Below are 21,633 nucleotides of genomic sequence, written 5' to 3'. Positions count from 1 at the left end.
TCAGCGCTCCTTGGTGGACAGGGAGGCGGCAGGGTCGCCGATGGCGGGCGTGTCGGTCATGCCGGCCAGCACCTCGGCCACGTGGCGCACCTTGGTCTCGGCCCCCAGGCGCTTCAGTTTGCCGGCCATGTTCAGCAGGCAGCCGAGATCGCCGGCCAGCAGGGTATCCGCACCGGTGGCGACGATCTCCTCGGCCTTGTTGGTGACCATCTTGTCGGAGATCTCCGGATACTTGACGCAGAAGGTACCGCCGAAGCCGCAGCACACCTCCGCCCCCGGCAGTTCGGTGACGCTCAGCCCCTTCACCCCGGCGAGCAGCCGGCGCGGCTGGGCCTTCACCTCCAGCTCGCGCAGGCCGGAGCAGCTGTCGTGATAGGTGACGGTGCCGGCCATCTCGGCATCGACCGAGGTGACGCCGAGCACGTCGACCAGGAAGGAGGTCAGCTCGTAGGTCCGCTTGGCCACATGCTGGGCGCGCTGGGCCATGGCCGGGTCGTCGGCGAACAGCTCCGGGTAATGCTCGCGGATCATCCCGGCGCAGGAGCCGGACGGGGCGACCACGTAGTCCAGCCCTTCGAAGGCCTCAATCACCTGGGCGGCGACGGCGCGGGTGTCCTTGTTGTCGCCGGAATTGAAGGCCGGCTGGCCGCAGCAGGTCTGCTCCGCCGGCACGATGACGGTGCAGCCGGCATCCTCCAGCAGCTTCAGCGCGGCGAAGCCGATGGACGGCCGGAACATGTCGACCAGGCAGGTGACGAACAGCCCGACCTTTGGGGACTTGGCGGCAGCGGCGGCCTGCGAGCCGGATTGTGAAGCATCACCCTGGGCCATCGACGCCCCTTCGCACGGTAAATGGTCAGACATTTGAGCTATCACGCGGGCGGGGGAGCGGCAAGGTGCGGCGGGTCCAGTGGGGCGATGTGCGCCATGCTTGCCCGGCACCTTTCCCCTTCTCCCTTCACGCACTCGCCGGACTTGTTCCGGGATAATCCGATCCGCGCGGTCGAGGTTCGAGATTATCCTGTGGCGCCCGCCCTAGCTCACCGGGTTGCCCCGGCACAAGGTGTTCAGCCCGGAGAGATGGTTGACGCCTGTTCGGAGACATAGCTGACGGTTTCCGGGATTATGTTTTTGTCGATGTTGACGTCAATGGTTGCGATGCGCTTGGCGCCGAAGAAGACGCCGAACGGGCCGTCGCGGTCGCGTGGCCGGATGGCGACGCGTTCGCCGCGGAAGGCCTTGGGCACGCGCCAGCGGCGGTTTCGGAAGCTGATGGTGGCGGACTGGTTGACGGTGCGCAGCGTCTCGCCGTCGTCATAGACGATCGCGGGCGGCGGATCGATGAGGGGACGCGGCGAGACGGTGTATCGGGTCGCCGGCACCTCCTGACCGAGAGCCTCGTGCGGCCTGCGGGTATTGTAGACGGTGCGCCAGGCATCGAAGGCGCTCTGGGCGCAGGCGAGATCGCGGAACCGGTTGCCGGCCAGCAGCTCGGCATTGAGGGTGCGGTGGAAGCGCTCGTTCTTGCCGCGCGACTGGGGATGGTAGGGGCGGCTGTGGATGACCTCCACGCCGAGCTTGAGCAGCCACACGCCGAGCGGCGTCCACTGTCCCGGCACGCCACCGCCCCAGGGCGAGCCGTTGTCGAGGAAGAACGCCTCGGGCAGGCCATAGCGGCAAAAGGCCCCTTCCAGAGCGCTGCGCACCGTCGCCGTGCGCTGGTCACCGCAGGCGGCAAGGCAAAGCGCGTAGCGCGAGTGATCGTCGATCACCGTCAGCGGATGGCACCAGCCGGCCCCGGCCAGCGGCACCCGGCCCTTGAAGTCCATCTGCCACAGCAGGTTCGGCAGCGGCTTCTCGAAGCGCTGGTAGTGATGGTTGTCGCCGCCGCTCCCGCCACCGATCCGCCCATGACGCTGCAGCACCGCATGCACCGTCGACGGTGCGGGTGCGGCAAGACCGTCGCGGCTCAAACAGCGCGCGATCTTGCGCGCCCCCCACGCCGGGTGCGCATCGCGCACCGCCAGGATCGCCGCCTCCACATCCGCCGCCGTCCGCGCCGGGCTCCTATGCGGCCGCCGAGACCGCTCACACAGCCCGTCTGCGCCATCCAGCCACCGCCGTAGCCACTTGTAGCCCGTCTGCGCACTGATCCCAAAACGCCGGCACAACTCCCGACGGTTCGCCCCTTCAGACAACGCCAGCGTCACGAACTCAACCCGCTGTTCCATGGCAGACACCTCTCTCCACGGCATGCCCAGCCTCCTGCGCTGATCACATGCCTAAAGTGTCAACCATCTCCCCGAACACCTGTCCGCTATCTCTCCGGGCTGAACACACAAGGCCGGGGAGTGTCGGAGGGGATGTGGTGAGGCTCCGTGCTTGCCCGGCAGAAGGGGTTCCCCATAGATTGCAGGGATGGATGCTTCCACACCACGCGACGGCGAGACCGACCCGTTCATACTGGCGGAACAGAAGCGCTGGCTCGATCTTGCTCGTCTGGGCAAGGAGGCGTGGAACACTTGGGCTGAAGCCGAGCTAAAGAAACCGCTGGAAGATCGTGTCGAGGTCGATTTCTCGGGTCAGGAGATCGAGATTTCAGGTTTTGGCGACTTCATTTTTCCGGCCGAAGTCGATTTCAGCGACGCAAGATTCTCGGTTAAGGCTGACTTCAGAGCGGCCACATTCTCTGCCGGTGCTGACTTTATCCAGGCCACATTCTCAGGATACGCTGATTTCAGAGAGGCCACTTTCGCCGTCTACGCCGACTTCAGCCAGACCACATTCTCTGCCGATGCCGACTTCAGAGAGACCACATTCTCAAATTACGCCTTCTTCACCCAGGCTACATTCTCTGCCGACGCCGACTTCAGAGAGACCACATTCTCAAATTACGCCTTCTTCACCCAGGCCATATTCTCTGCCGACGCCGACTTCAGAGAGACCACATTCGCCGACGCCTGCTCCTTCAACAGTGCGAGGATGAAATCCGTTTGGCAGCTTAATGGAGCAAGGGTTGCCGGCTCACTTTTCGCTCATAGTGCAGAGATTGAGGGTCATGCCTATTTCACCGCTATCGATTTCAATTTTCCGCCGAACCTGACCTCAACATCGTTTTCGCAACCACCCTCGTTTCTGGGGTCGACCTTCCGATACCCGTGCTCGAACTGGATTTCGGGGAAATGTGACGTCGGCGACGGCGAAGCGCGGTTCCGGCGGTTGAAGCAGCTCGCCGCCGACACCCATGATCACGAACTGGAACTACGCCTCTTCGCCCTCGAGACGAAGGCAAAGCGGTTCCATACGCTCAAGCTGGCAAACCCGCTCCACTGGCCGGGTCTCGTCCTGAACTTTGGATATGGCTGGGTCTCGGACTTCGGGCAGAGCGTGCTCCGCCCCTTGGGATGGCTCATGGTGACGATCCTCTTCGCGCTCTTCGCCTTCGAGGCGATGACGGATCTTCCCGACATGCTCGCCAGAGGCCTCATCGACTTCAGTACTGCGGCAAAGGTGGCCGCCTTCGTGAATGTGGTTCCCTTCGCCGGCCAGGCCGTTCTTGGGCGGGAGATCATGACCAAGGGCTTGTGCCCGATGGACGAGGGAGCACCTGAATATCTCGACTGCCTCACCACCCTCTACACCATCAGCGCGGTGGAAGGGGTCTTCGGGCTGATCTTCCTGTTTCTGATCGGTCTCGGGCTGCGGAACCGGTTCCGGATCAAGTGAGGGCCGGGGAGGCTACGCTCAAGCTCCCTCTATCTCTCCCACTCCCCGGACCTGTTCCGGGGTGATCCCATCCGCGTGGCGGGCTTCAGAGCTCCTGTGATGACGCCCGTCCCAGCCCACAGGTTTGCCCCGGCACAAGGCCGGGGAGTGTCGGGGAGGAGGGGGAGGGAAGCGTTGTCCCCACGAAAAAGGCCGACCCCGAAGGCCGGCCCATTCCATCTGAAACTAGATCCTGACTTTCGTCAGGACGAGACGTCAGGAATTCATCTGGTCGAAGAAATCCTGGTTGGTCTTGGAGTGCTTGAGCTTGTCGAGCAGGAACTCCATGCCGTCGACCGTGCCCATCTGCATGAGGATCCGGCGCAGGACCCACATCTTCGACAGGGTGGCCTTATCGACCAGCAGCTCTTCCTTACGGGTACCCGACTTGGTGATGTCGATCGCCGGGAAGGTACGCTTGTCGGAGAGCTTGCGGTCGAGGATGACTTCGGAGTTACCGGTCCCCTTGAACTCCTCGAAGATCACCTCGTCCATGCGCGAGCCGGTATCGATCAGCGCGGTCGCGATGATCGTCAGCGAGCCGCCCTCCTCGATATTCCGGGCCGCACCGAAGAAGCGCTTCGGGCGCTGCAGGGCGTTGGCGTCGACACCGCCGGTCAGCACCTTGCCCGAGGACGGCACCACGGTGTTGTAGGCGCGGGCCAGGCGGGTGATGGAGTCCAGCAGGATCACCACGTCGCGCTTGTGCTCGACCAGGCGCTTGGCCTTCTCGATCACCATCTCGGTGACCTGCACGTGGCGCGAGGCCGGCTCGTCGAAGGTGGAGGAGATCACCTCGCCCTTCACCGAGCGCACCATGTCGGTCACTTCCTCCGGCCGCTCGTCGATGAGCAGGACGATGAGGTAGACCTCCGGGTTGCCCTGGGAGATGGCGTGGGCGACGTTCTGCAGCATCACCGTCTTACCGGTGCGCGGCGGCGCCACCATCAGCGCGCGCTGGCCCTTGCCGAGCGGCGAGATCAGGTCGATGACCCGGGCGGTGAAATCCTTGTTCTCCGGCTTGAACTCGGTCTCGAGCTTCAGCTTCTCGTTCGGGAACAGCGGGGTGAGGTTGTCGAAGTTGATCCGGTGACGGACCGCCTCGGGATCCTCGAAGTTGATCTGGTTCACCTTCAGGAGGGCGAAGTACCGCTCGCCGTCCTTCGGCGCGCGGATCTGGCCCTCGACCGTGTCGCCCGTGCGCAGGCCGAAGCGGCGCACCTGGCTCGGCGAGACGTAGATGTCGTCCGGACCCGGCAGGTAGTTGGATTCCGGCGCCCGCAGGAAGCCGAAACCGTCCGGCAGGATCTCCAGCACGCCCTGACCCGAGATCGGGACGTCGTTCTCCGCGAGTTGCTTGAGGATCGCGAACATCATGTCCTGCTTGCGCAGCGTGCTCGCGTTCTCAACTTCAAGCTCCTCGGCGTAGGAGAGGAGATCGGCGGGGGTTTTCGCTTTGAGTTCTTGAAGATTCATCTGCTGTGGATTGCCTTCAGGGAAGGGACCGGAACACGCCCGACACAAAGGGTTATCGTTTTACCCATGGGCCCGTCCGAATGGGGGCCGTCTGCAACACATGCAATGTTCCGGAGAAAAGCGGTCGCGCCCGGCGACCGGAAACAGGCCTTACCCGACCCACCGGGCGGTGTCAACGGCGTTCACCGTACGACAGATCTTAAAACGGCTTCGTGATCACCAGGAATACAACCACGACCATCACTAACGTAGGGACTTCGTTGGCGATTCGGTAGTAGCGGGTCGAATTCTTATTCTCGTCTGCCGCGAAAGCCTTACGCCAGCGTCCCATCATGTGATGCGCCGCGGTCATGACCAGCACCAGGAATAGCTTTGCGTGCATCCAGCCGTCCTCGAGCCATCCGGGGGTCAGCCAGAGCAGGCCGAGGCCGAAGATCCAGGTGGCGATCATCGCCGGGTTCATGATCGCCCGGTACAGTCGGCGCTCCATGACCTTGAAGGTCTCCGACGTAGCCGAGCCCGGGGCTTCCGCGGCGTGGTAGACGAACAGCCGCGGCAGGTAGAGCAGACCGGCCATCCACGAGATCACGCTGATCACGTGCAGCGCCTTGACGATGCCGTAGGCGTCCATCGCCGCTCAGCCCCGGATATGCTTGAGCAGGGCGGCGACATTCTCCGGCGGGGTCTGCGGTACGATGCCGTGGCCCAGGTTGAAGATGAACGGCCCGCCCGACAGGGCTTCCAGGATGCGGTCGGTCTCCGCCTTCAGCGCATCGCCGCCGGTGACCAGGGCGATCGGGTCGAGATTGCCCTGGACCGGAATATCGGCCTGCAGCGCGCAGGCCATGGCCAAGGGGATGGTGCTGTCGAGCGCCAGGCCGTCGATCCCGGTCGCCGCGGCATAGCCCCGTGTCATCGCCCCCGCACCCCGGGCGAAGCCGATGACCTTCACCTCCGGATGCAGCGCCTTCAGCCGGCGCACGATCTCCGCCGTCGGCTCGATCACGGCGCGCTGGAAGACGCTTTCCGGCGCGGCCCCCGCCCAACTGTCGAACAGCTTCACCACCTGGGCGCCGGCGGCCACCTGGCGGTCCAGATAGGCCACCGTGGCGTCGACCAGCAGATCCATCAGCTTGGCGAAGCCCTGGGGCCGCCCATAGGCCCAGCCCTTGAGCTTGGCGTAGTCCCGGCTGCTGCCGCCCTCGACCATGTAGGAGGCGACGGTCCAGGGGCTGCCGGCGAACCCGATCAGCGCCACGTCCTTCGGCAGCGCCTCGCGCAGGCGCGCCACGGTTTCGTAGACGTTGCCGACCTTGGCATGGAAGGCGTCCGCATCGAAGGGCGGGATCTCCTCCTCGCGTTCGATCGGATCGAGGACCGGGCCGCGCCCTTCCACGAACTCGAGCCGACGGCCGACGCCGTAGGGCACGATCAGGATGTCGGAGAACAGGATCGCCGCGTCGAAGCCGAAGCGCCGGATCGGCTGCATCGTCACTTCGCAGGCCAGCTCCGGGTTCAGGCACAGGTCGACGAAACCGCCGGCCAGTTTCCGCGTTTCCTTGTACTCGGGCAGATAGCGCCCGGCCTGGCGCATCAGCCAGACCGGCGGCGGCGACCCGACTCGGCCGTTCAGCGTGTCTAACAACGGGATGCCCGACATGCCTTGCTCCCTGTTTTTCTGCACAACTTCTCTACCTCATTACTCTTTTTAAAAGATAGGGAGTTGAAGTGGTTGGGGGGTGGAATCCTGGGGATCAAATCCGGTCCACCGGTTGTCCACAGACTTGTCGGTTTCGTGAATCGGGTCGCGTCGACGGGGAGCGATCGCCGAACAACTCCTTCAACGGCCGCAGGAATGCTGGCGGTTACGGCGGAATTGAAACATGGGGATAACGGGGACAGTCTGGACAAGTGCGCGGCCGGTGACGTTGTCCCGCCGGGCCGGTAAACTTGTCCACCCTCGGACAGACGGGGGTAGTGAATCGAGGTGACCCTTGAGCAATTTCGACGCCACCGGCTTCTGCACGACTTATCCCGGGTTTCACGGGAGTTCTCCCCAGGGCGTCGGTGGATGAGCGCGACCGACCTTCTCCACCTGCATCTGGTGTCCGACGCGACCGGCGAGACCAATCACCAGATCGCCCGGGCCTGCCTGGTGCAGTTCGAGGATGTGCGGGCGAAAGAGCATGTCTGGTCGCTGGTCCGCACCGGCAGCTATCTGGACAAGGTGATCGCCGGGGTGGAGGCCAATCCGGGCCCGGTGCTGTTCACCCTGGTCGATCCCGAGCTGCGCCGCCGGCTGGAGGAGGCGTGCCGGCGCATCGAGGTGCCGTGCCTGCCGGTGCTCGATCCGATCGTGATGACCCTGGCCAACTACATGGGCCGGGAATCTCATCCCCGGCCGGGCCGCCAGCACGAGATGGACGCGGCCTATTTCAACCGCATCGAGGCGATGGACTTCACCCTGGCCCATGACGACGGCCAGCAGGTCCACGATCTGGAGGAGGCGGACATCGTCATCGTCGGCGTGTCGCGGACGTCGAAGACGCCGACCTCGCTCTATCTGGCCAACCGCGGATACAAGACCGCCAATGTGCCGATCGTCCCCGACGTCCCGCCGCCGGACGAGATCTTCCACCTGAAGCGGCCGCTGGTGGTCGCCTTCACCACCGACCCGGCCCGGCTGATCCAGGTCCGGCGCAACCGGGTGCTAATGCTCAAGCAGCGCGAGGAGACCGACTACGTGGCCATGGAACAGGTGCGCAAGGAAGTGGCGGAAGCCCGCCGCATGTTCACCAAGAACGGCTGGCCGGTGATCGACGTCACCCGGCGCTCCATCGAGGAGACCTCGGCCGCGGTTCTGCAGCATTTCGAAGCGCGCGAGGCCGGCAATGACTGAGACCAAGGCTCCCCGCTTGCTGGGCGAGGCCGGCGGCACCCTTCCGGTGGTGCTCGCCTCGGGCAGCCGGTTCCGCGCCGAGTTGCTGCGCAACGCAGGCGTGCCCTTCACCATCGACGTCCCCGGCGTGGACGAGGGGTCGGTGCGGGACAGCCTGCGCGCGGAGAATGCGACGACCGAGGATGTGGCCACCGTGCTCGCCGAGCTGAAGGCCATTGCGATCTCGCGCAAGCACCCGGACGCCCTGGTCATCGGTTCCGACCAGATGCTGGATTGCGGCGGGGTCTGGTTCGAGAAGCCGGTCGACCGCGACCATGCCCAGGCCACGCTGAAGGCCCTGTCCGGCAAGACCCACCGGCTCGTGACCGCCGTGGTGGTCGCCCGTGCCGGCAGCCGGATCTGGCATGCGATGGACAGCGTGACCATGCGCGTCCGGCCGCTCTCGGACGAATTCATCGAAAGATATCTGGATGTTGTCGGGGAAGACGTGTTCGCTTCGGTCGGCGCCTATCAGCTCGAAGGCCTCGGCGCGCAGCTCTTCACCGGGGTGGAGGGGGACTATTTCACGGTCCTCGGCCTGCCCCTGCTGCAGCTTCTGGAGTTCCTGCGGACCCATGGTGTGCTCGCCCGATGATCGTCGTCGGTCTGACCGGCTCCATCGGCATGGGCAAGAGCACGACGGCCAACATGTTCCGACGGCTCGGCATTCCGCTGCATGATTCCGACGCGGTCGTTCATGCGATGATGCGGCCTGGCGGCGAGGCGGTCGCTCCGATCGCCGCGGCGTTTCCCGAGGCGGTGCGCGAGGGCGCGGTGGACCGGCCGGCCCTGGGCGCCCGGGTGTTCGGGGATCCGGTCGCCCTGAGGCGGCTTGAATCGATCGTCCATCCGCTGGTCGGCGCCCGCACCCGCCGGTTTCTCAGACAGTCCCGCCGGCACCGCCGGCCCATCGTGGTTCTCGACGTCCCGCTTCTGCTGGAGGGCAGCAGCCATCTCCTGTGCGACCTTGTCGCCGTGGTCAGCGCCCCGGGCTTCATCCAGCGCCAGCGGGTGATGGCCCGACCCGGGATGACGGCACAGCGCCTGGCAAGTATCCTGGCGAAACAGATGCCGGACGCGGAGAAGCGCCGCCGGGCCGACCGGGTGATTCACACGGGGCTCGGCCGGGCCTATACCATGCGGTCGGTGAAACGGCTGGTGACCGGGCTCCGGCGCGGGCTCGGGGACGGAAAGAGGGCTGCATGCGGGAAATCGTGCTCGATACGGAGACGACGGGTCTCGACCCTGAGACCGGCGACCGGGTCGTAGAAATCGGCTGTCTGGAGCTGATCAATCACGTCCCCACCGGACGCACGCTGCATCACTACTTCAACCCCGAGCGCGACATGCCGGAGGAGGCCTTCCGGGTCCACGGCCTGTCGGCGGAGTTCCTGTCCGGCTATCCGGTCTTCGCCGCGTTGGCGGACGAGGTGATGGAGTTCCTGGGCGACGCGACCCTGGTGATCCACAACGCCAGCTTCGACATGAAGTTCCTCAACAAGGAACTCCAGCTGCTGGGTCGTCCGCCGATCCCGATGGCCCGGGCCTTGGACACGGTCGCCATGGCCCGCCGCAAATATCCGGGTGCTCAGGTGAGCCTGGACGCCCTGTGCCGGCGTTTCGAGATCGACAATTCCAACCGGTCGCTTCACGGCGCGCTGATCGACGCCGATCTGCTGGCGTCGGTCTATCTTGAGCTGATCGGCGGGCGGCAGCCCGACCTGATGGCGCCGCCGGCCGAGGAGAACCGGGGGGCGGCCGCGACCGGAGACGGGCCGAAGACGATCGAGCGGATCGACCGGGTGTACCGCGAGCCGAGACCCCATGCGCCGAGCCCGGAGGAGGCGGCGGCCCATGCAGCCTTCCTGGAGAAGCTGAAAAGCCCGCTCTGGCTCAACGGCGCCGGGTCCTGAAAAAAGCCCGGCAGGAGCGCTGTCCGACCGGGCTTTATATTTTAATTCAGATACTTATATCGCGGCTTAGGCCGAGGCGACCGGCGTGCCGATGGCGGAGTCCTTGCTCTGCCGGTACATCGACGCGAAGTCGACCGGCTGGATCAGCAGCGGTGGGAACCCGCCGTCGCGGGTGGCGTCGGCCACGATGGCGCGGGCGAACGGGAACAGCAGGCGCGGGCACTCGACCAGCAGGACGGCGTGCAGAGAGTTCTCGTCCATCGGCTGCAGGGTGAACAGACCGGCATAGGTCAGGTCCGCCAGAAACAGCGGATCGTTCTCGACCTTCGCGGTGGCGGTGATCTTCAGGACGACTTCGAACAGCTCTTCGTCCTTGGAGACCTTCGACGCCTGGACGTCCACGTTGACGTCGATCCGCGGCTGCGAGGACTGCGGGCGCAGGCTGGCCGGCGCGCGCGGGTTCTCGAAGGAGAAGTCCTTGATGTACTGCGCATTGATCTGCAGCGGCATCGACGTCGCCTGCATCGTATTCGGGTCGGTGGCGAGGTTTGTGTCGGACATGAAGGATCCCGGGTCTAGCGTCCGCTTGCGGACAGAATTAGCTGCGCTTCGCTAACACGACTGGGAAGTGTGGACAATAGTGGCGGCCAGCCCCCGGTGCAGGGCAAGCAGGGTACCATTCGGCACCGCCATGCCGGTCAATCCGCGGATGAAGGCCCAATGGCTGACGAAGACGGTGTCGTCCCAGTTGGTCTCGGCGCCCAGCTTCTCCCGGAAGGCGCTGCAGCGCAGGCCGAGCTCTTCCTCGTTCTCGCCGCCGTCGGGCCACCACCGCTCCGGCAGGTCGCCGAAGGAGAGGGACGGCCAGTCCTGGCGCAGTTTGGAGGTCGGCGTCCCCACATCGCAGACGAACCAGCAGCGCTCGCGGACCAGGGGCTCGATCTCGATGGCCAGGCCGAGCCGGCCGGCGACGATCTCGGCGGTCTGCAGGGTCCGCCGATAGGGGCTGGCCACGACCCGGCGGATCGGCAGGTCCCGAAGATGCTCCGCGGCCGCAGCGGCCTGGGCCCGGCCCGTCTCGGTCAGGGCGGGATCCTCGATGCCCGGATCGATGCGGGTCTTGGAGAAGTGGACGTTGAATTCGCTCTCGCCATGGCGCAGCAGGTACATGGGCGGTCAGTCCCTGGGTCGGTCGTGGGGGGGGCGGTCGAGGGAGGGCGGGGTGTCGCCGGCGTTCCGGTCTTCCGGTCTGCCGGTGCTGTCCCGGTCCGACAGGTCCTCGAACTCGCCGTCGATGATGTCGCCCGGCCCGCCCGGCGCGCGCGGCCCCGGGCCCTGCCCACCGCGCAGGTTCACGAAGATCGTCGAGCCGCCACGTGAAACGATATAGGCGATCAGCAGCGTGGCGAGCCATCGCCGCACCGGCGGAATGAACAGCAGGAACCCGAGCGCGTCCGTCGCGAAACCGGGGATCAGCAGCAGCAGACCGGCGAACAGCAGTCCGAACCCGGACACCACTTCGCCGACCGGCGTCTCTCCCCGGTCGATATGGGCGCGCAGCCGCTCCAGCGTCGCCAGACCCTGGACGCGGAACAGCAATGTCCCCAGCACCGCGGTCAGGATGATGAGGGCAATGGTCGGCCCGGCGCCGATCTCGCTGCCCACCTCAATGAGCAGCCATAACTCGACTGCGGGAATACCGATGAGAATGAAGAGAATGACTAAGCCCATGCTTGCCCTTCGGATATCGAGGCCCTATCTACACCACAGGCATCGAGAATTAGTCCCGATGTCAATCGAAGCGATGCCCGCACCATCTTGGATGCACCGGCGCCGCGACCGCCGTGGCAACGCTGTCCGGGGCGGGCACTCTAAACGGGAGGGTGCGGCTCGGTCCACCCGGAGGGCGCAACAGACATGGGATCCGGTTTTCCACTCTTCGAAATCATCCTCTATGCGATGATCGCAGGGTTTCTGATTTTGAAACTCCGCAGCGTGCTCGGTCGGCGGACCGGTCACGAGAAGCAGCGACCCGATCCGTTCAGTGCGCCCGAAGCGGCCAATGAGAGCGCGCAGGACAACATCATCTCCCTACCGGACCGGGCGACAGTGCCCGATGCCGACGATCTGGATGAGCGCGATCCCCTGACCGCTACGCTGATGCGGATCAAGCTGGCCGACCAGGATTTCGACGACAAGGACTTCGTCGTCGGTGCCCGCGGCGCCTTCGAGATGATCGTCCAGGCATATGCGGCCGGCGACGTGGACACCCTGAAGACGCTGATTTCCGGCCCGCTCTATGGCGGCTTCGTCCAGGCGATCGAAGAGCGCGAGCAGGCGAACGAGACCCAGGAGACCACCATCGTCAGCTTCCGCTCCACCGAGATCACCGGGGCGGAGCTGGAGGGCCATGAGGCCCGGGTGACGGTCGAATTCGTCACCGAGCAGGTGAAGGTCACCCGTGATGCCGACGGTAAGGTGGTCGACGGCGATCCCGACAAGATCGAGGTCCTTACCGATATCTGGACCTTCGAGCGGGATACCCGGTCCAGCGATCCGAATTGGGAACTGGTCGCCGCCCGTGTCCCCGAAGAATAAGAGCGGCCTCCGCGCACTCGCGGCCTCGCTGCTGCTGGGCGCGCTGGCGGCCTGTTCGGCCGATCAGCCGCCGGAAACCTCCGACGGCGGTACCCTCCAGCTGGCGCGGGCCGGCTTCGCCGATCTGCCCGGCTGGTCCGACGACGACGTCGCCGCCGCGGTCCCGGCCATGCGGCGCTCCTGCTCCCGGATGCTGCGCGGAGACGACTCCAAGCCGCTCGGCCCGGGCATCCGCTTCGGCACCGTCGGCGATTGGCGGGCGTCCTGTTCGGCAATGGAGACTGTCGCACCGGGCGACACCGCCGCCGCCCGCGCCGTGTTCGAGGAACAGTTCACCGTCTGGAAGGCCACGGATTCAGAGCCGGACAACGATCTGTTCACCGGCTATTACGAGCCGGAGCTGTCCGGCGCGCGGGTCGATACCGCGCCGTATTCCGTGCCGATCTTTCCGCGTCCCGACGATCTGATCCTGGTGGATCTGGGCGATTTCCGCGACAGCATGAAGGGCGAGCGCATCGCCGGCCGGATCGAAGGCTTTCGCCTGAAGCCCTATGACAGCCGGGCCGAGATCGAAGCCGGGTCCTTGTCCGGCAAGGTGCAGCCGATCCTGTATCTGGCCGATCCGATCGACGCGTTCTTCCTGCATATTCAGGGCTCCGGCCTGATCCGCCTGCCGGACGGGAGCCGCACGCGGGTCGGCTATGACGGCCATAACGGCCACATCTATTTCCCCATCGGCCGCCATCTCATCAGCGAGGGGCTGGTGCCGAAGGAGGAGATGTCGATGCAGGCGATCCGGGCCTGGCTGGATGCCCATCCGGACCAGATGCACGCGGTGATGAACCTCAATCCGTCCTACATCTTCTTCCGGGAATTGACCGGCGAGGGGCCGATCGGCGCCCAGGGCGTGGCGCTGACGGCGCAGCGCTCCCTTGCGGTCGACCGCACGAAACATGCGCTCGGCGTGCCGATCTGGGTCGATATCGACTATGGGTCGGAGGGCGGATTGCGGCGGCTGATGGTGGCGCAGGATACCGGCGGCGCGATCCGCGGGCCGATCCGCGGCGATTTCTTCTGGGGATCGGGCGATGCAGCCGGCGAGAAGGCCGGCGCGATGGCCGCGCCCGGGCGGATGTGGCTGCTGCTGCCGGTGGGCGTCAATCCGAACGCCGTTCCGCCGGCCTCCGCCGCGCCGGCGAGCTGACCCTCGGGTTGGGCTCCGACTTTCCGAACTAATTACGGCAGGCCCAGCGCGATCCGCTGTTTCTTGGTGAGATTGCGCGCGGCCAGCCGGTGGGATTCCGCCAGATACGCTTTCAGATTCTCGTCGCTGAGCCCCGGGTCCGCGTATTGCTGGATCCATTTCATCCCGCGCGAGGCCAGATAGGGGGCCGGCCGCAATCCGGGTTCCTCCCGCAGCATCTCATAGGCAACCGGCGATACCTTGAACGTATAGGCCGGGCGGCTCCCGTCGCCCCAGCCGGCGATCGCGAAGACCTTCGATTGGTTACCGTCCCCGACCTTCCAGACCGTGGCGCCGCCCCACTGCACCACATGGAACGCGGCGGGGAGGGCGGCGCAGTAGGCGTCGAACATAGCTTTATCCACCGGTGACTCCCTCCGTGAACGGCGAAACGCCGCCACCCGGATCTCTCCTGGCGGCGGCGCATGACTGTCAGCGTGTCGGTACTCGGTGTTTCACGTGAAACACTTGGTCCTCATTACGGGATCAGAACAGTCGATCCCGTGGTCTTGCGGCCTTCCAGGTCGATATGCGCCTGCACCGCATCGGCCAGGGCGTATTCCTGATTGACCGCGACCTTCACCGCGCCCTTGCCGACCACGTCGAACAGGTCCGCCGCACAGGCGTCGAGCAACGGCTTTGTCGCCGTATAGGTCATCAGGGTCGGCCGGGTGAACTTCAGCGAGCCCTTGGCGGCGAAGATGCCGAGATCGACCGGCGGGATCGGACCCGAGGCCTGGCCGAAGCTCACCATCATGCCGGTGGGCGCGATGCAGTCGAGGCTCATCGGCCAGGTGTCCTTGCCGATGCTGTCATAGACGACCGGGACCTTCTTGCCGTCGGTGATCTCGATCACCCGGTCCACGAAGTTCTCGCGGGTGTAGATGATCGGATGATCGCAGCCGTTCTTCTTGGCGAGCTCGGCCTTCTCGTCGGAGCTGACCGTGCCGATGACCGTGGCACCCAGATGCTTCGCCCATTGGCACAGGATCAGGCCGACACCGCCGGCGGCGGCGTGGATCAGGATCGTGTCGCCCGGGCCGACCTTGTAGATCTGCCGGATCAGGTACTGCACGGTCATGCCCTGGAGCATCATCGCCGCGGCGAGCTTGTCGCTGACGCTGTCCGGGACCTTCACGACCTTGCTCGCGTCCTGGTTCCGCGCCTCGGCATAGGAGCCTGGCGGCGGGGCGGCATAGGCGACCCGGTCGCCGATGGCGAAGTCGGTGACGCCGTCGCCCACCGCCTCGATGGTGCCGGAGGCTTCCATGCCGATGCCCGAGGGCAGGGGCAGGGGGTACAGGCCCGAGCGGTGATAGGTGTCGATGTAGTTCAGGCCGATGACGCTGTGCTTGATCTGCACCTGGCCGGCGGCGGGCTTCGGCAGGTCGACGTCCTCGAGCTTCATCACCTCGGGGCCGCCCTGCTCATGCATGCGGATGGCTTTGACCATGGGATGTTCTCCCTCTTCCCTGTTCTTGTTTTGCTTGGCTACGCCAGAGCGAGATAGAGCAAATTCACACGCGCAGATCGAAAGATCCGAGCGTGATTTGCTCCAGGACCCGCGAGGCGTGAACCGTCCTCGCGGGCAGCAGTGCCGTGCCTGGAGGCACGGGAATTATGTGGCGAAACCGGTTAGGCCAGATGGGCCTTGAAGAATTCCGTCGTCCGGCCGTTGGCCAGGTCGGCCGAGGCCTTGTCGTAATGCTGGCCGCCGACCCGGGCGAAGGCGTGGTCCTGGCCCTTGTAGACATGCACGGTGGCGTGGCTGTTGGCTTCCAGCACCGGCACGAAGGTGGCCTGCGCCTCCGGCGGCACGAAGCCGTCCTTCTCGGCCACGTGGCAGAGATAGGGGCGGGTGATCTTGTCCGCCTCGCCGATCAGCTCGTCCAGGCCGACGCCGTAGAAGCTGACATTGGCATCCGCGTCGGAGCGCGTCGCCATCAGATAGGCCAGCTTGCCGCCCAGGCAGTAGCCGACGGAGCCGGCCTTGCCGTTGCAGCCGTCCATGCCGCGGACGTGGGCGAGGGTGGCGATCAGGTCCTTCACACCCATGTCGACGTCGAATTTGCCGAACAGGTCGAACGCCTTCTGCCATTCGGCCTCGGTCTTGTCGGTGATGTCGATCCCTGGCTCGATCCGCCAGAACAGGTCCGGGCAGATCGCCAGGTAGCCCTGGGCGGCATAGGCGTCGGTCAGGTCCCGCATGACCTGGTTCACGCCGAAGATCTCCTGAATGACGACCACGGCGGCGGTCGGCGTGCCGGAGGACGGCTTGGCGACATAGGCGCTGAAGCTGCCGCCATCGGCGGCGGTGACGGTAACGGTGGACATGGGGCGCTCCCTTAGTTCGCTGGTGGGTCCGGCGTGTCTGGGCGCGACCGTAGCAAAGCCGGGGCCCGATGAACAACGCGCCCCGAACAACGTGTCCGACGCGCCGAGGGGGTCGCTCAGAACAGGGACGCCTGTCCGCGCTCCAGATCCAGGAGCTGGCGCTTGCTTTCGACCCCATCGCCGCCGGAGAAGCCGACCAGCTTTCCGCTGGCGCCGACCACCCGGTGACAGGGAACGACGACGGGGATCGGATTGCGGCCGCAGGCGCCGCCGACGGCGCGGGCGACCCCGCCGATGCGCTCGGCCAGATCGCCGTAGGTCCAGGTCTCCCCATAGGGGATCGCGCGCATGGCCTGCCACACGTCCCGTTCGAAGGCGGAACCGCCCTGGAAGCGCAGGGGCAGATCGAACACGGTCAGCTCGCCGGCGAAATAGGCGGCGAGCTGGCGCACCGTTTCACGTGAAACGGCGTCGCCCTCGGGAGGGACGGTGCCGGCGTGGGGGATCCAGGTGACGCGGACCAGGGCCTCGCCGTCGCTCACGGCACGCAGGCGGCCCACGGGGGTGTCGAGATCGCTGGCAAGCATGGCGACGGGCCTGATAAAGACGGGCACAGGATCCACAGCATAAGGCTGAGACGGTGGAGCAGGATACCATCTTCGCTCCGGCGACCGCGCCCGGCCGGGCGGCGCTGGCGATCGTACGGATCTCCGGTCCGCACGCCTTCGAGGCCCTGCGCGACCTCGCGGGCAATGTGCCGCCGGCGCGCCGGGTTTCGCTGCGAGTCCTGCAGGATTCCAGCAGGAACGAGGTGTTGGACGAGGCGATGGTCGCGGCCTTTCCGGGGCCTGCCAGTGCGACGGGCGAGGATCTGGTCGAGCTCTATCTGCATGGCGGGCGGGCGGTGCTGGCGGCAGTCTGCGGCCGACTGGGCGCGCTGCCGGGATTGCGCCTCGCCGATCCGGGCGAGTTCACCCGCCGGGCCTTTCTGAACGACCGGATCGACCTGACCCGGGCCGAAGGCATTCTCGATCTGGTCGATGCGGAGACCGACGCGCAGCGGCGCCAGGCGATCGCCCAGGCGACGGGCGGTCTGGAGGCGGCCCTGGACGGTTGGCGGGAGGTTCTGGTCGCCGCCATGGCCCGGCTGGAGGCCTTCATCGATTTTCCGGACGAGGATCTGCCCGAAACCCTGCAGCAGCAGATCCGCGACTCGCTCTCCTCTCTGGAAGCGGAGATGGACGCAGCTCTGGTCGATGGTAGTCGGGCCGAACGGATCCGTGAGGGGCTCCGAATCGCCATCGTGGGAGTGCCGAATGCGGGCAAGTCTTCCCTTCTTAACTGGTTGGCAAAACGTGATGTTGCGATCGTCAGCGCGACCGCCGGCACGACCCGTGACGTGTTGGAGGTTCACCTCGATATCGACGGGTATGCGGCCACGGTAGCGGATACCGCCGGACTGCGCGAAACCCCCGACGAGATCGAGGCGGAAGGAGTACGGCGGGCCCTGGCGCGGGCCGAAGCGGCCGACCTGACGCTTGTCCTGGCCGATGCCGGGGAGGGGGAGGCCGGTCGCGCGGCGATGCAACGGTATCTGGCCGAGGACACTGCGCTGGCCGTGGCCACCAAGATCGATCTGATCGACGGACTGGTCCCCGAACCGTGGATCGGCCTGTCGACCCGGACCGGGGCGGGGACCCAGGCCTTCATGGCCGCCCTGGCCGCGGCCTTGGCCGAACGGATGGATCGGGTGGGTTCGGTGGCGCTGAACCGGGCGCGTCATCGCGAGGCGGTGGCCGTTTCCCGCGATGCCGTACGGCGCTGTCGGGAGGGTCTCGCCTCTGGCGTGCCGCTGGAAATCGCGGCGGAGGATCTGCGTCTCGCCGCCGCCTCGCTGGGGCGGGTGTTGGGCCGCGTGGATGTGGAGGAGATTCTGGACCGGATCTTCGGGGAATTCTGTCTGGGCAAATAGCGTAAAAAGGGTGGCCTGTTTCACGTGAAACACCGCCGATCCGGGGCGAACGTCGCGCAGGCTTTGACAGCGGCGGTGGGGCTGCGTATCTCAGGGTCATGAGCTCCTTTGACATCATCGTCGTCGGCGGAGGGCACGCCGGCTCGGAAGCGGCGGCCGCCGCAGCGCGCATGGGCGCGCGCACGGCCCTCGTCACCCACCGGCGCGACACCATCGGCGTGATGTCCTGCAACCCGGCCATCGGCGGCCTGGGGAAGGGCCACCTCGTGCGCGAGATCGACGCGCTCGACGGCATCATGGGCCGGGCCATCGACCGGGCCGGCATCCAGTTCCGGATGCTGAACCGCTCCAAGGGGCCGGCGGTCCGCGGACCGCGCGCCCAGGCCGACCGCGCCCTGTACCGCGCGGCGATCCAGGAGATCCTGGCCGAGTTCGACACGCTCTCCATCGTCGAGGCGGCGGTCGAGGATCTGATCGTCACCGACGGACGCTGCCGCGGCGTTATCCTGGCGGATGGACGCGAACTGGCCGCCGCCGCTGTGGTGTTGACGACTGGCACCTTCCTGCGGGGCGAGATCCATCTCGGCGAAGAGCGCCGGCCCGCCGGCCGGGTGGGGGATGCGCCGGCCATCGGTCTGGCCCTGACCCTGGAGCGGCTGGGTCTGCCGCTGGGACGGCTGAAGACCGGCACGCCGCCGCGGCTCGACGTCACGACCATCGACTGGGCCAGCCTGGAGGTTCAGCCCGGCGACGACCCGCCGGAGCCGTTCTCCACCCTGACCGAGCGGATCACCGTGCCGCAGGTTCCCTGCCATATCACCTATACGAACGCGGCGGCCCATGCGGCGATCCGGGCCAACCTGCACCGTGCGCCCATGTATAGCGGCCAGATCGGCAGCTCCGGTCCGCGCTATTGCCCGTCGATCGAAGACAAGATCGTCCGGTTCGCCGACAAGGAGACGCATCAGATCTTCCTGGAGCCCGAGGGGCTGGACGATCCGACGATCTATCCGAACGGGATCTCGACCTCGCTGCCGCGCGACGTCCAGGACCAGGTGGTCGCCTCGATCCCGGGGCTCGAGCGCGCGCGGATCCTGCAATACGGCTATGCCATCGAATACGACTACGTGGACCCGCGCGCCCTGTCCCGCGGCCTGGAGGTGAGGGCGCTGCCGGGCCTGTATCTGGCCGGTCAGATCAACGGTACGACGGGGTACGAGGAGGCGGCGGCCCAGGGACTGGTCGCTGCTACCAACGCTACTCTGGCAGCCGGTAGCTCGGATGACACACTATATATAGACCGGGCTGACGGGTATATTGGGGTCATGATCGATGATCTTGTGTCCCGTGGCGCCCCTGAGCCCTACCGGATGTTCACCTCCCGGGCGGAGTACCGGCTGCGGCTGCGCGCCGATAACGCCGACCTGCGCCTGACGCCCCTGGGAGAGCGCGTCGGACTGGTCGGGTCTGTCCGACGCGAGGCCTTCGCGGCGCGGCAGACCCTGATGCGTGTTTCACGTGAAACATTGGAGAGGCTCGTCGGATCGCCTCAGACCCTGTCCAAACTCGGATTCGCGGTGAATCAGGACGGCAAGCGCCGCTCGGCCCTCGATCTCCTGTCCTATCCGGACGTCACGTGGAACAGATTGGTGGACGCCTGGCCCGAAGAGCTGGCGGGTATCCCGGAATCCACGGCCGAACAGATCGCGACCGAGGCCAAATATGCCGGATATCTCGATCGGCAGGAGGCGGATATCCGTGCCTATCGCCGTGACGAGACGTTGGAGCTGCCCGAGGACCTGGATCCGGCAACCATCGGATCGCTCTCGACGGAAATCCGGGCGCTGCTGACGCGCGAACGGCCCAAGACCCTCGGTCAGGCAAGCCGACTTCCCGGAATGACGCCGGCGGCGACGGTCGCTTTGCTGCGTCACGTGAAAAAATCCGACAAAAAGTCCGCGGCGTGACCCCTCAAGAGCTTCAACAGCGTCTCTCGCTGACCGATGCCCAGCGCGCGCACCTCGAAACCTATGCCGAGCTGCTTCAGAAGTGGCAGGCCCGGATCAATCTGGTGGCTCCGGCGACGCTGCCGGAGCTGTGGTCGCGCCATTTCCTCGATTCCGCCCAGCTGATGTCTCACATGAAAGACCTGCCGGGACCGGTTCTGGATTTCGGCTCGGGGGCGGGGTTTCCCGGGCTGGTGCTCTCCATCCTCGGCCGCGACGACGTGACCATGGTGGAATCCGACCGTCGGAAGGTCGCGTTCCTCCAGGAAGTGGCGAGGCTCACTGGTGTGAAACCGACCCTGGAAGCCTGTCGAATCGAATCACTACGTCCGATTCGCGCCGGTATTATCACCGCGCGCGCGCTGGCGCCGGTCGACAAACTGCTGCGCTACGCAGAGCGATATGCCGATGAGCAAACGGTATTTCTGTTCCTGAAGGGAGAGCAGGCAGACGCCGAGTTGACTACCGCCCAAAACACCTGGAAGATGGCCGTCACCAAGGCTCCCAGCATTTCTGACTCTCGGGGGGTCGTGCTGAAGCTGGAGGAGGTAAGCCGTGCTTGACGGACAGACCAACCAGGTAGTGGCACCGCGGATCCTGGCGATCGTGAACCAGAAAGGCGGCGTCGGAAAGACGACGACGGCGGTCAACCTGGCAACGGCCATGGCTGCCTGCAAGAAGAAGGTCCTGGTCATCGACCTCGACCCCCAGGGCAATGCCTCGACAGGCTTCGGCGTCCCGCGCAAGGGACGCGACGCGGATTCCTACGCCGTGCTGATCGGCGAGGCGACCATCGCCGAGGCGGCGATCGAGACGCCGGTCCCCGGCCTGGAGGTGGTTCCGGCCTCTACCGATCTCTCCGGTGCCGAGATCGAGCTGGTCGACATGGACCATCGCGAGTTCCGCCTGCGCGAGGCGGTGGTCCGGCACGCGGCGACCTCGCCCTACGACTACATCCTGATCGACTGTCCGCCGTCGCTCGGCCTGCTGACCCTGAACGCGCTGGTGGCGGCCGACGCCGTGCTGGTGCCGCTGCAGTGCGAGTTCTACGCGCTGGAGGGTCTCTCCCAACTCGTGCGGACCGTGGAGCGGGTGCGCAAGGCGCTGAACCCCGGCCTGGAGATCCAGGGCGTGGTGCTCACCATGTACGACCGCCGCAACAACCTGTCGGATCAGGTGGCGGCCGATGTGCGCGAGTATTTCGGCGACGTGGTCTACCGCACCATGATCCCGCGCAACGTCCGCGTCTCCGAGGCGCCGTCCTACGGCAAGCCGGTCATCGTCTACGACATGGCCTGCAGCGGCTCGAAGGCGTATATCTCCCTGGCGCGCGAGGTTCTGACGCGGGAATCCGCCCTCGCGGCCAACGCCGTCGCCGCCTAGCCACT

The 21,633-nt window shown here is 66.0% G+C and carries 23 protein-coding genes; 11 read left to right on the top strand and 12 right to left on the bottom strand.

The window, feature by feature from the left end; genetic code table 11:
- Both T8K17_RS04985 and T8K17_RS04980 read right to left on the bottom strand, forming a co-directional pair.
- A complete protein-coding gene (locus tag T8K17_RS04985) occupies positions 1 to 831 on the bottom strand; it encodes a (Fe-S)-binding protein (protein WP_322333404.1) in 831 nt (276 codons plus the stop codon).
- A gap of 236 nt (positions 832 to 1,067) precedes the next feature.
- On the bottom strand, positions 1,068 to 2,255 hold the full coding sequence (locus T8K17_RS04980) for an IS481 family transposase (protein ID WP_322333403.1): 1,188 nt from the start codon (positions 2,253 to 2,255) through the stop codon (positions 1,068 to 1,070).
- A 163-nt stretch (positions 2,256 to 2,418) separates the two neighbouring features.
- Here T8K17_RS04980 and T8K17_RS04975 point away from each other — a divergent pair, with 163 nt between their 5' ends.
- A complete protein-coding gene (locus tag T8K17_RS04975) occupies positions 2,419 to 3,726 on the top strand; it encodes a pentapeptide repeat-containing protein (protein ID WP_322333402.1) in 1,308 nt (435 codons plus the stop codon).
- A gap of 255 nt (positions 3,727 to 3,981) precedes the next feature.
- Here the strand turns inward: T8K17_RS04975 and rho are convergent, their stop codons facing one another.
- From rho to hemE, 3 genes are all read right to left on the bottom strand, one after another.
- Complete coding sequence (gene rho / locus T8K17_RS04970; protein ID WP_322333401.1) at positions 3,982 to 5,241, bottom strand: transcription termination factor Rho; 1,260 nt, start codon at positions 5,239 to 5,241, stop codon at positions 3,982 to 3,984.
- A gap of 199 nt (positions 5,242 to 5,440) precedes the next feature.
- A complete protein-coding gene (gene hemJ / locus T8K17_RS04965) occupies positions 5,441 to 5,872 on the bottom strand; it encodes a protoporphyrinogen oxidase HemJ (RefSeq protein WP_322333400.1) in 432 nt (143 codons plus the stop codon).
- Positions 5,873 to 5,878: 6 nt separating this feature from the next.
- Positions 5,879 to 6,901, bottom strand: a complete 1,023-nt coding sequence (gene hemE / locus T8K17_RS04960; RefSeq protein WP_322333399.1) for a uroporphyrinogen decarboxylase — start codon at positions 6,899 to 6,901, stop codon at positions 5,879 to 5,881.
- Between the two features lie 411 nt (positions 6,902 to 7,312).
- On the opposite strand from hemE, the gene T8K17_RS04955 reads away from it, so the two are divergent.
- Genes T8K17_RS04955 through dnaQ form a run of 4 tightly spaced genes read left to right on the top strand, consistent with a single transcriptional unit; the run spans position 7,313 to position 10,092 of the window.
- Complete coding sequence (locus T8K17_RS04955) at positions 7,313 to 8,140, top strand: pyruvate, water dikinase regulatory protein (RefSeq protein WP_322333398.1); 828 nt, start codon at positions 7,313 to 7,315, stop codon at positions 8,138 to 8,140.
- On the top strand, positions 8,133 to 8,774 hold the full coding sequence (locus T8K17_RS04950; RefSeq protein WP_322333397.1) for a nucleoside triphosphate pyrophosphatase: 642 nt from the start codon (positions 8,133 to 8,135) through the stop codon (positions 8,772 to 8,774). The genes T8K17_RS04955 and T8K17_RS04950 overlap by 8 nt, the downstream gene beginning before the upstream one ends.
- On the top strand, positions 8,771 to 9,448 hold the full coding sequence (gene coaE, locus T8K17_RS04945; protein WP_322333396.1) for a dephospho-CoA kinase: 678 nt from the start codon (positions 8,771 to 8,773) through the stop codon (positions 9,446 to 9,448). Before T8K17_RS04950 ends, coaE begins: the two co-directional genes overlap by 4 nt.
- Positions 9,382 to 10,092 (top strand): DNA polymerase III subunit epsilon, encoded by a 711-nt coding sequence (gene dnaQ, locus T8K17_RS04940; protein ID WP_322333395.1) that lies wholly within the window; start codon positions 9,382 to 9,384, stop codon positions 10,090 to 10,092. The genes coaE and dnaQ overlap by 67 nt, the downstream gene beginning before the upstream one ends.
- Positions 10,093 to 10,158: 66 nt before the next feature.
- Here the strand turns inward: dnaQ and secB are convergent, their stop codons facing one another.
- The 3 genes from secB to T8K17_RS04925 are packed head-to-tail and all read right to left on the bottom strand — an operon-like array spanning position 10,159 to position 11,823.
- Positions 10,159 to 10,653, bottom strand: coding sequence for a protein-export chaperone SecB (gene secB / locus T8K17_RS04935; protein WP_322333394.1), 495 nt, complete (start codon positions 10,651 to 10,653; stop codon positions 10,159 to 10,161).
- 51 nt (positions 10,654 to 10,704) lie between these two features.
- Positions 10,705 to 11,262 carry a histidine phosphatase family protein gene (locus T8K17_RS04930; RefSeq protein WP_322333393.1) on the bottom strand — a complete coding sequence of 186 codons (558 nt, stop codon included), beginning with the start codon at positions 11,260 to 11,262 and terminating at the stop codon, positions 10,705 to 10,707.
- 6 nt (positions 11,263 to 11,268) lie between these two features.
- Positions 11,269 to 11,823 (bottom strand): FxsA family protein, encoded by a 555-nt coding sequence (locus T8K17_RS04925; RefSeq protein ID WP_322333392.1) that lies wholly within the window; start codon positions 11,821 to 11,823, stop codon positions 11,269 to 11,271.
- 186 nt (positions 11,824 to 12,009) lie between these two features.
- Between T8K17_RS04925 and T8K17_RS04920 the strand changes: the two genes are divergently transcribed.
- Positions 12,010 to 12,690: a Tim44/TimA family putative adaptor protein gene (locus T8K17_RS04920; protein WP_322333391.1), complete on the top strand. Its 681-nt coding sequence runs from the start codon at positions 12,010 to 12,012 to the stop codon at positions 12,688 to 12,690.
- Positions 12,674 to 13,894, top strand: a complete 1,221-nt coding sequence (locus T8K17_RS04915) for a murein transglycosylase A (protein WP_322333390.1) — start codon at positions 12,674 to 12,676, stop codon at positions 13,892 to 13,894. The genes T8K17_RS04920 and T8K17_RS04915 overlap by 17 nt, the downstream gene beginning before the upstream one ends.
- A gap of 32 nt (positions 13,895 to 13,926) precedes the next feature.
- Here the strand turns inward: T8K17_RS04915 and T8K17_RS04910 are convergent, their stop codons facing one another.
- The 4 genes from T8K17_RS04910 to T8K17_RS04895 form a co-directional block, all read right to left on the bottom strand.
- A complete protein-coding gene (locus tag T8K17_RS04910) occupies positions 13,927 to 14,286 on the bottom strand; it encodes an MmcQ/YjbR family DNA-binding protein (protein ID WP_322333389.1) in 360 nt (119 codons plus the stop codon).
- A 125-nt stretch (positions 14,287 to 14,411) separates the two neighbouring features.
- Positions 14,412 to 15,386, bottom strand: coding sequence for a quinone oxidoreductase (locus tag T8K17_RS04905; protein ID WP_322333388.1), 975 nt, complete (start codon positions 15,384 to 15,386; stop codon positions 14,412 to 14,414).
- Positions 15,387 to 15,568: 182 nt separating this feature from the next.
- Positions 15,569 to 16,267, bottom strand: coding sequence for a dienelactone hydrolase family protein (locus T8K17_RS04900; protein ID WP_322333387.1), 699 nt, complete (start codon positions 16,265 to 16,267; stop codon positions 15,569 to 15,571).
- A 116-nt stretch (positions 16,268 to 16,383) separates the two neighbouring features.
- Positions 16,384 to 16,854 carry a methylated-DNA--[protein]-cysteine S-methyltransferase gene (locus tag T8K17_RS04895; protein ID WP_322333386.1) on the bottom strand — a complete coding sequence of 157 codons (471 nt, stop codon included), beginning with the start codon at positions 16,852 to 16,854 and terminating at the stop codon, positions 16,384 to 16,386.
- Between the two features lie 53 nt (positions 16,855 to 16,907).
- On the opposite strand from T8K17_RS04895, the gene mnmE reads away from it, so the two are divergent.
- From mnmE to T8K17_RS04875, 4 genes are all read left to right on the top strand, one after another.
- Positions 16,908 to 18,239, top strand: a complete 1,332-nt coding sequence (mnmE, locus tag T8K17_RS04890; RefSeq protein ID WP_322333385.1) for a tRNA uridine-5-carboxymethylaminomethyl(34) synthesis GTPase MnmE — start codon at positions 16,908 to 16,910, stop codon at positions 18,237 to 18,239.
- A gap of 98 nt (positions 18,240 to 18,337) precedes the next feature.
- A complete protein-coding gene (mnmG, locus tag T8K17_RS04885) occupies positions 18,338 to 20,206 on the top strand; it encodes a tRNA uridine-5-carboxymethylaminomethyl(34) synthesis enzyme MnmG (RefSeq protein ID WP_322333384.1) in 1,869 nt (622 codons plus the stop codon).
- A complete protein-coding gene (rsmG, locus tag T8K17_RS04880; protein WP_322333383.1) occupies positions 20,203 to 20,808 on the top strand; it encodes a 16S rRNA (guanine(527)-N(7))-methyltransferase RsmG in 606 nt (201 codons plus the stop codon). Before mnmG ends, rsmG begins: the two co-directional genes overlap by 4 nt.
- Positions 20,801 to 21,628 (top strand): AAA family ATPase, encoded by an 828-nt coding sequence (locus T8K17_RS04875; RefSeq protein WP_322333382.1) that lies wholly within the window; start codon positions 20,801 to 20,803, stop codon positions 21,626 to 21,628. Before rsmG ends, T8K17_RS04875 begins: the two co-directional genes overlap by 8 nt.
- The last annotated feature ends 5 nt before the right edge of the window (positions 21,629 to 21,633 follow it).

This window comes from Thalassobaculum sp. OXR-137, assembly GCF_034377285.1.
Classification (GTDB): domain Bacteria; phylum Pseudomonadota; class Alphaproteobacteria; order Thalassobaculales; family Thalassobaculaceae; genus Thalassobaculum.
The sequence above is the reverse complement of the archived record's forward strand: the minus strand, read 5'-3'. Positions and strand labels throughout refer to the sequence as shown.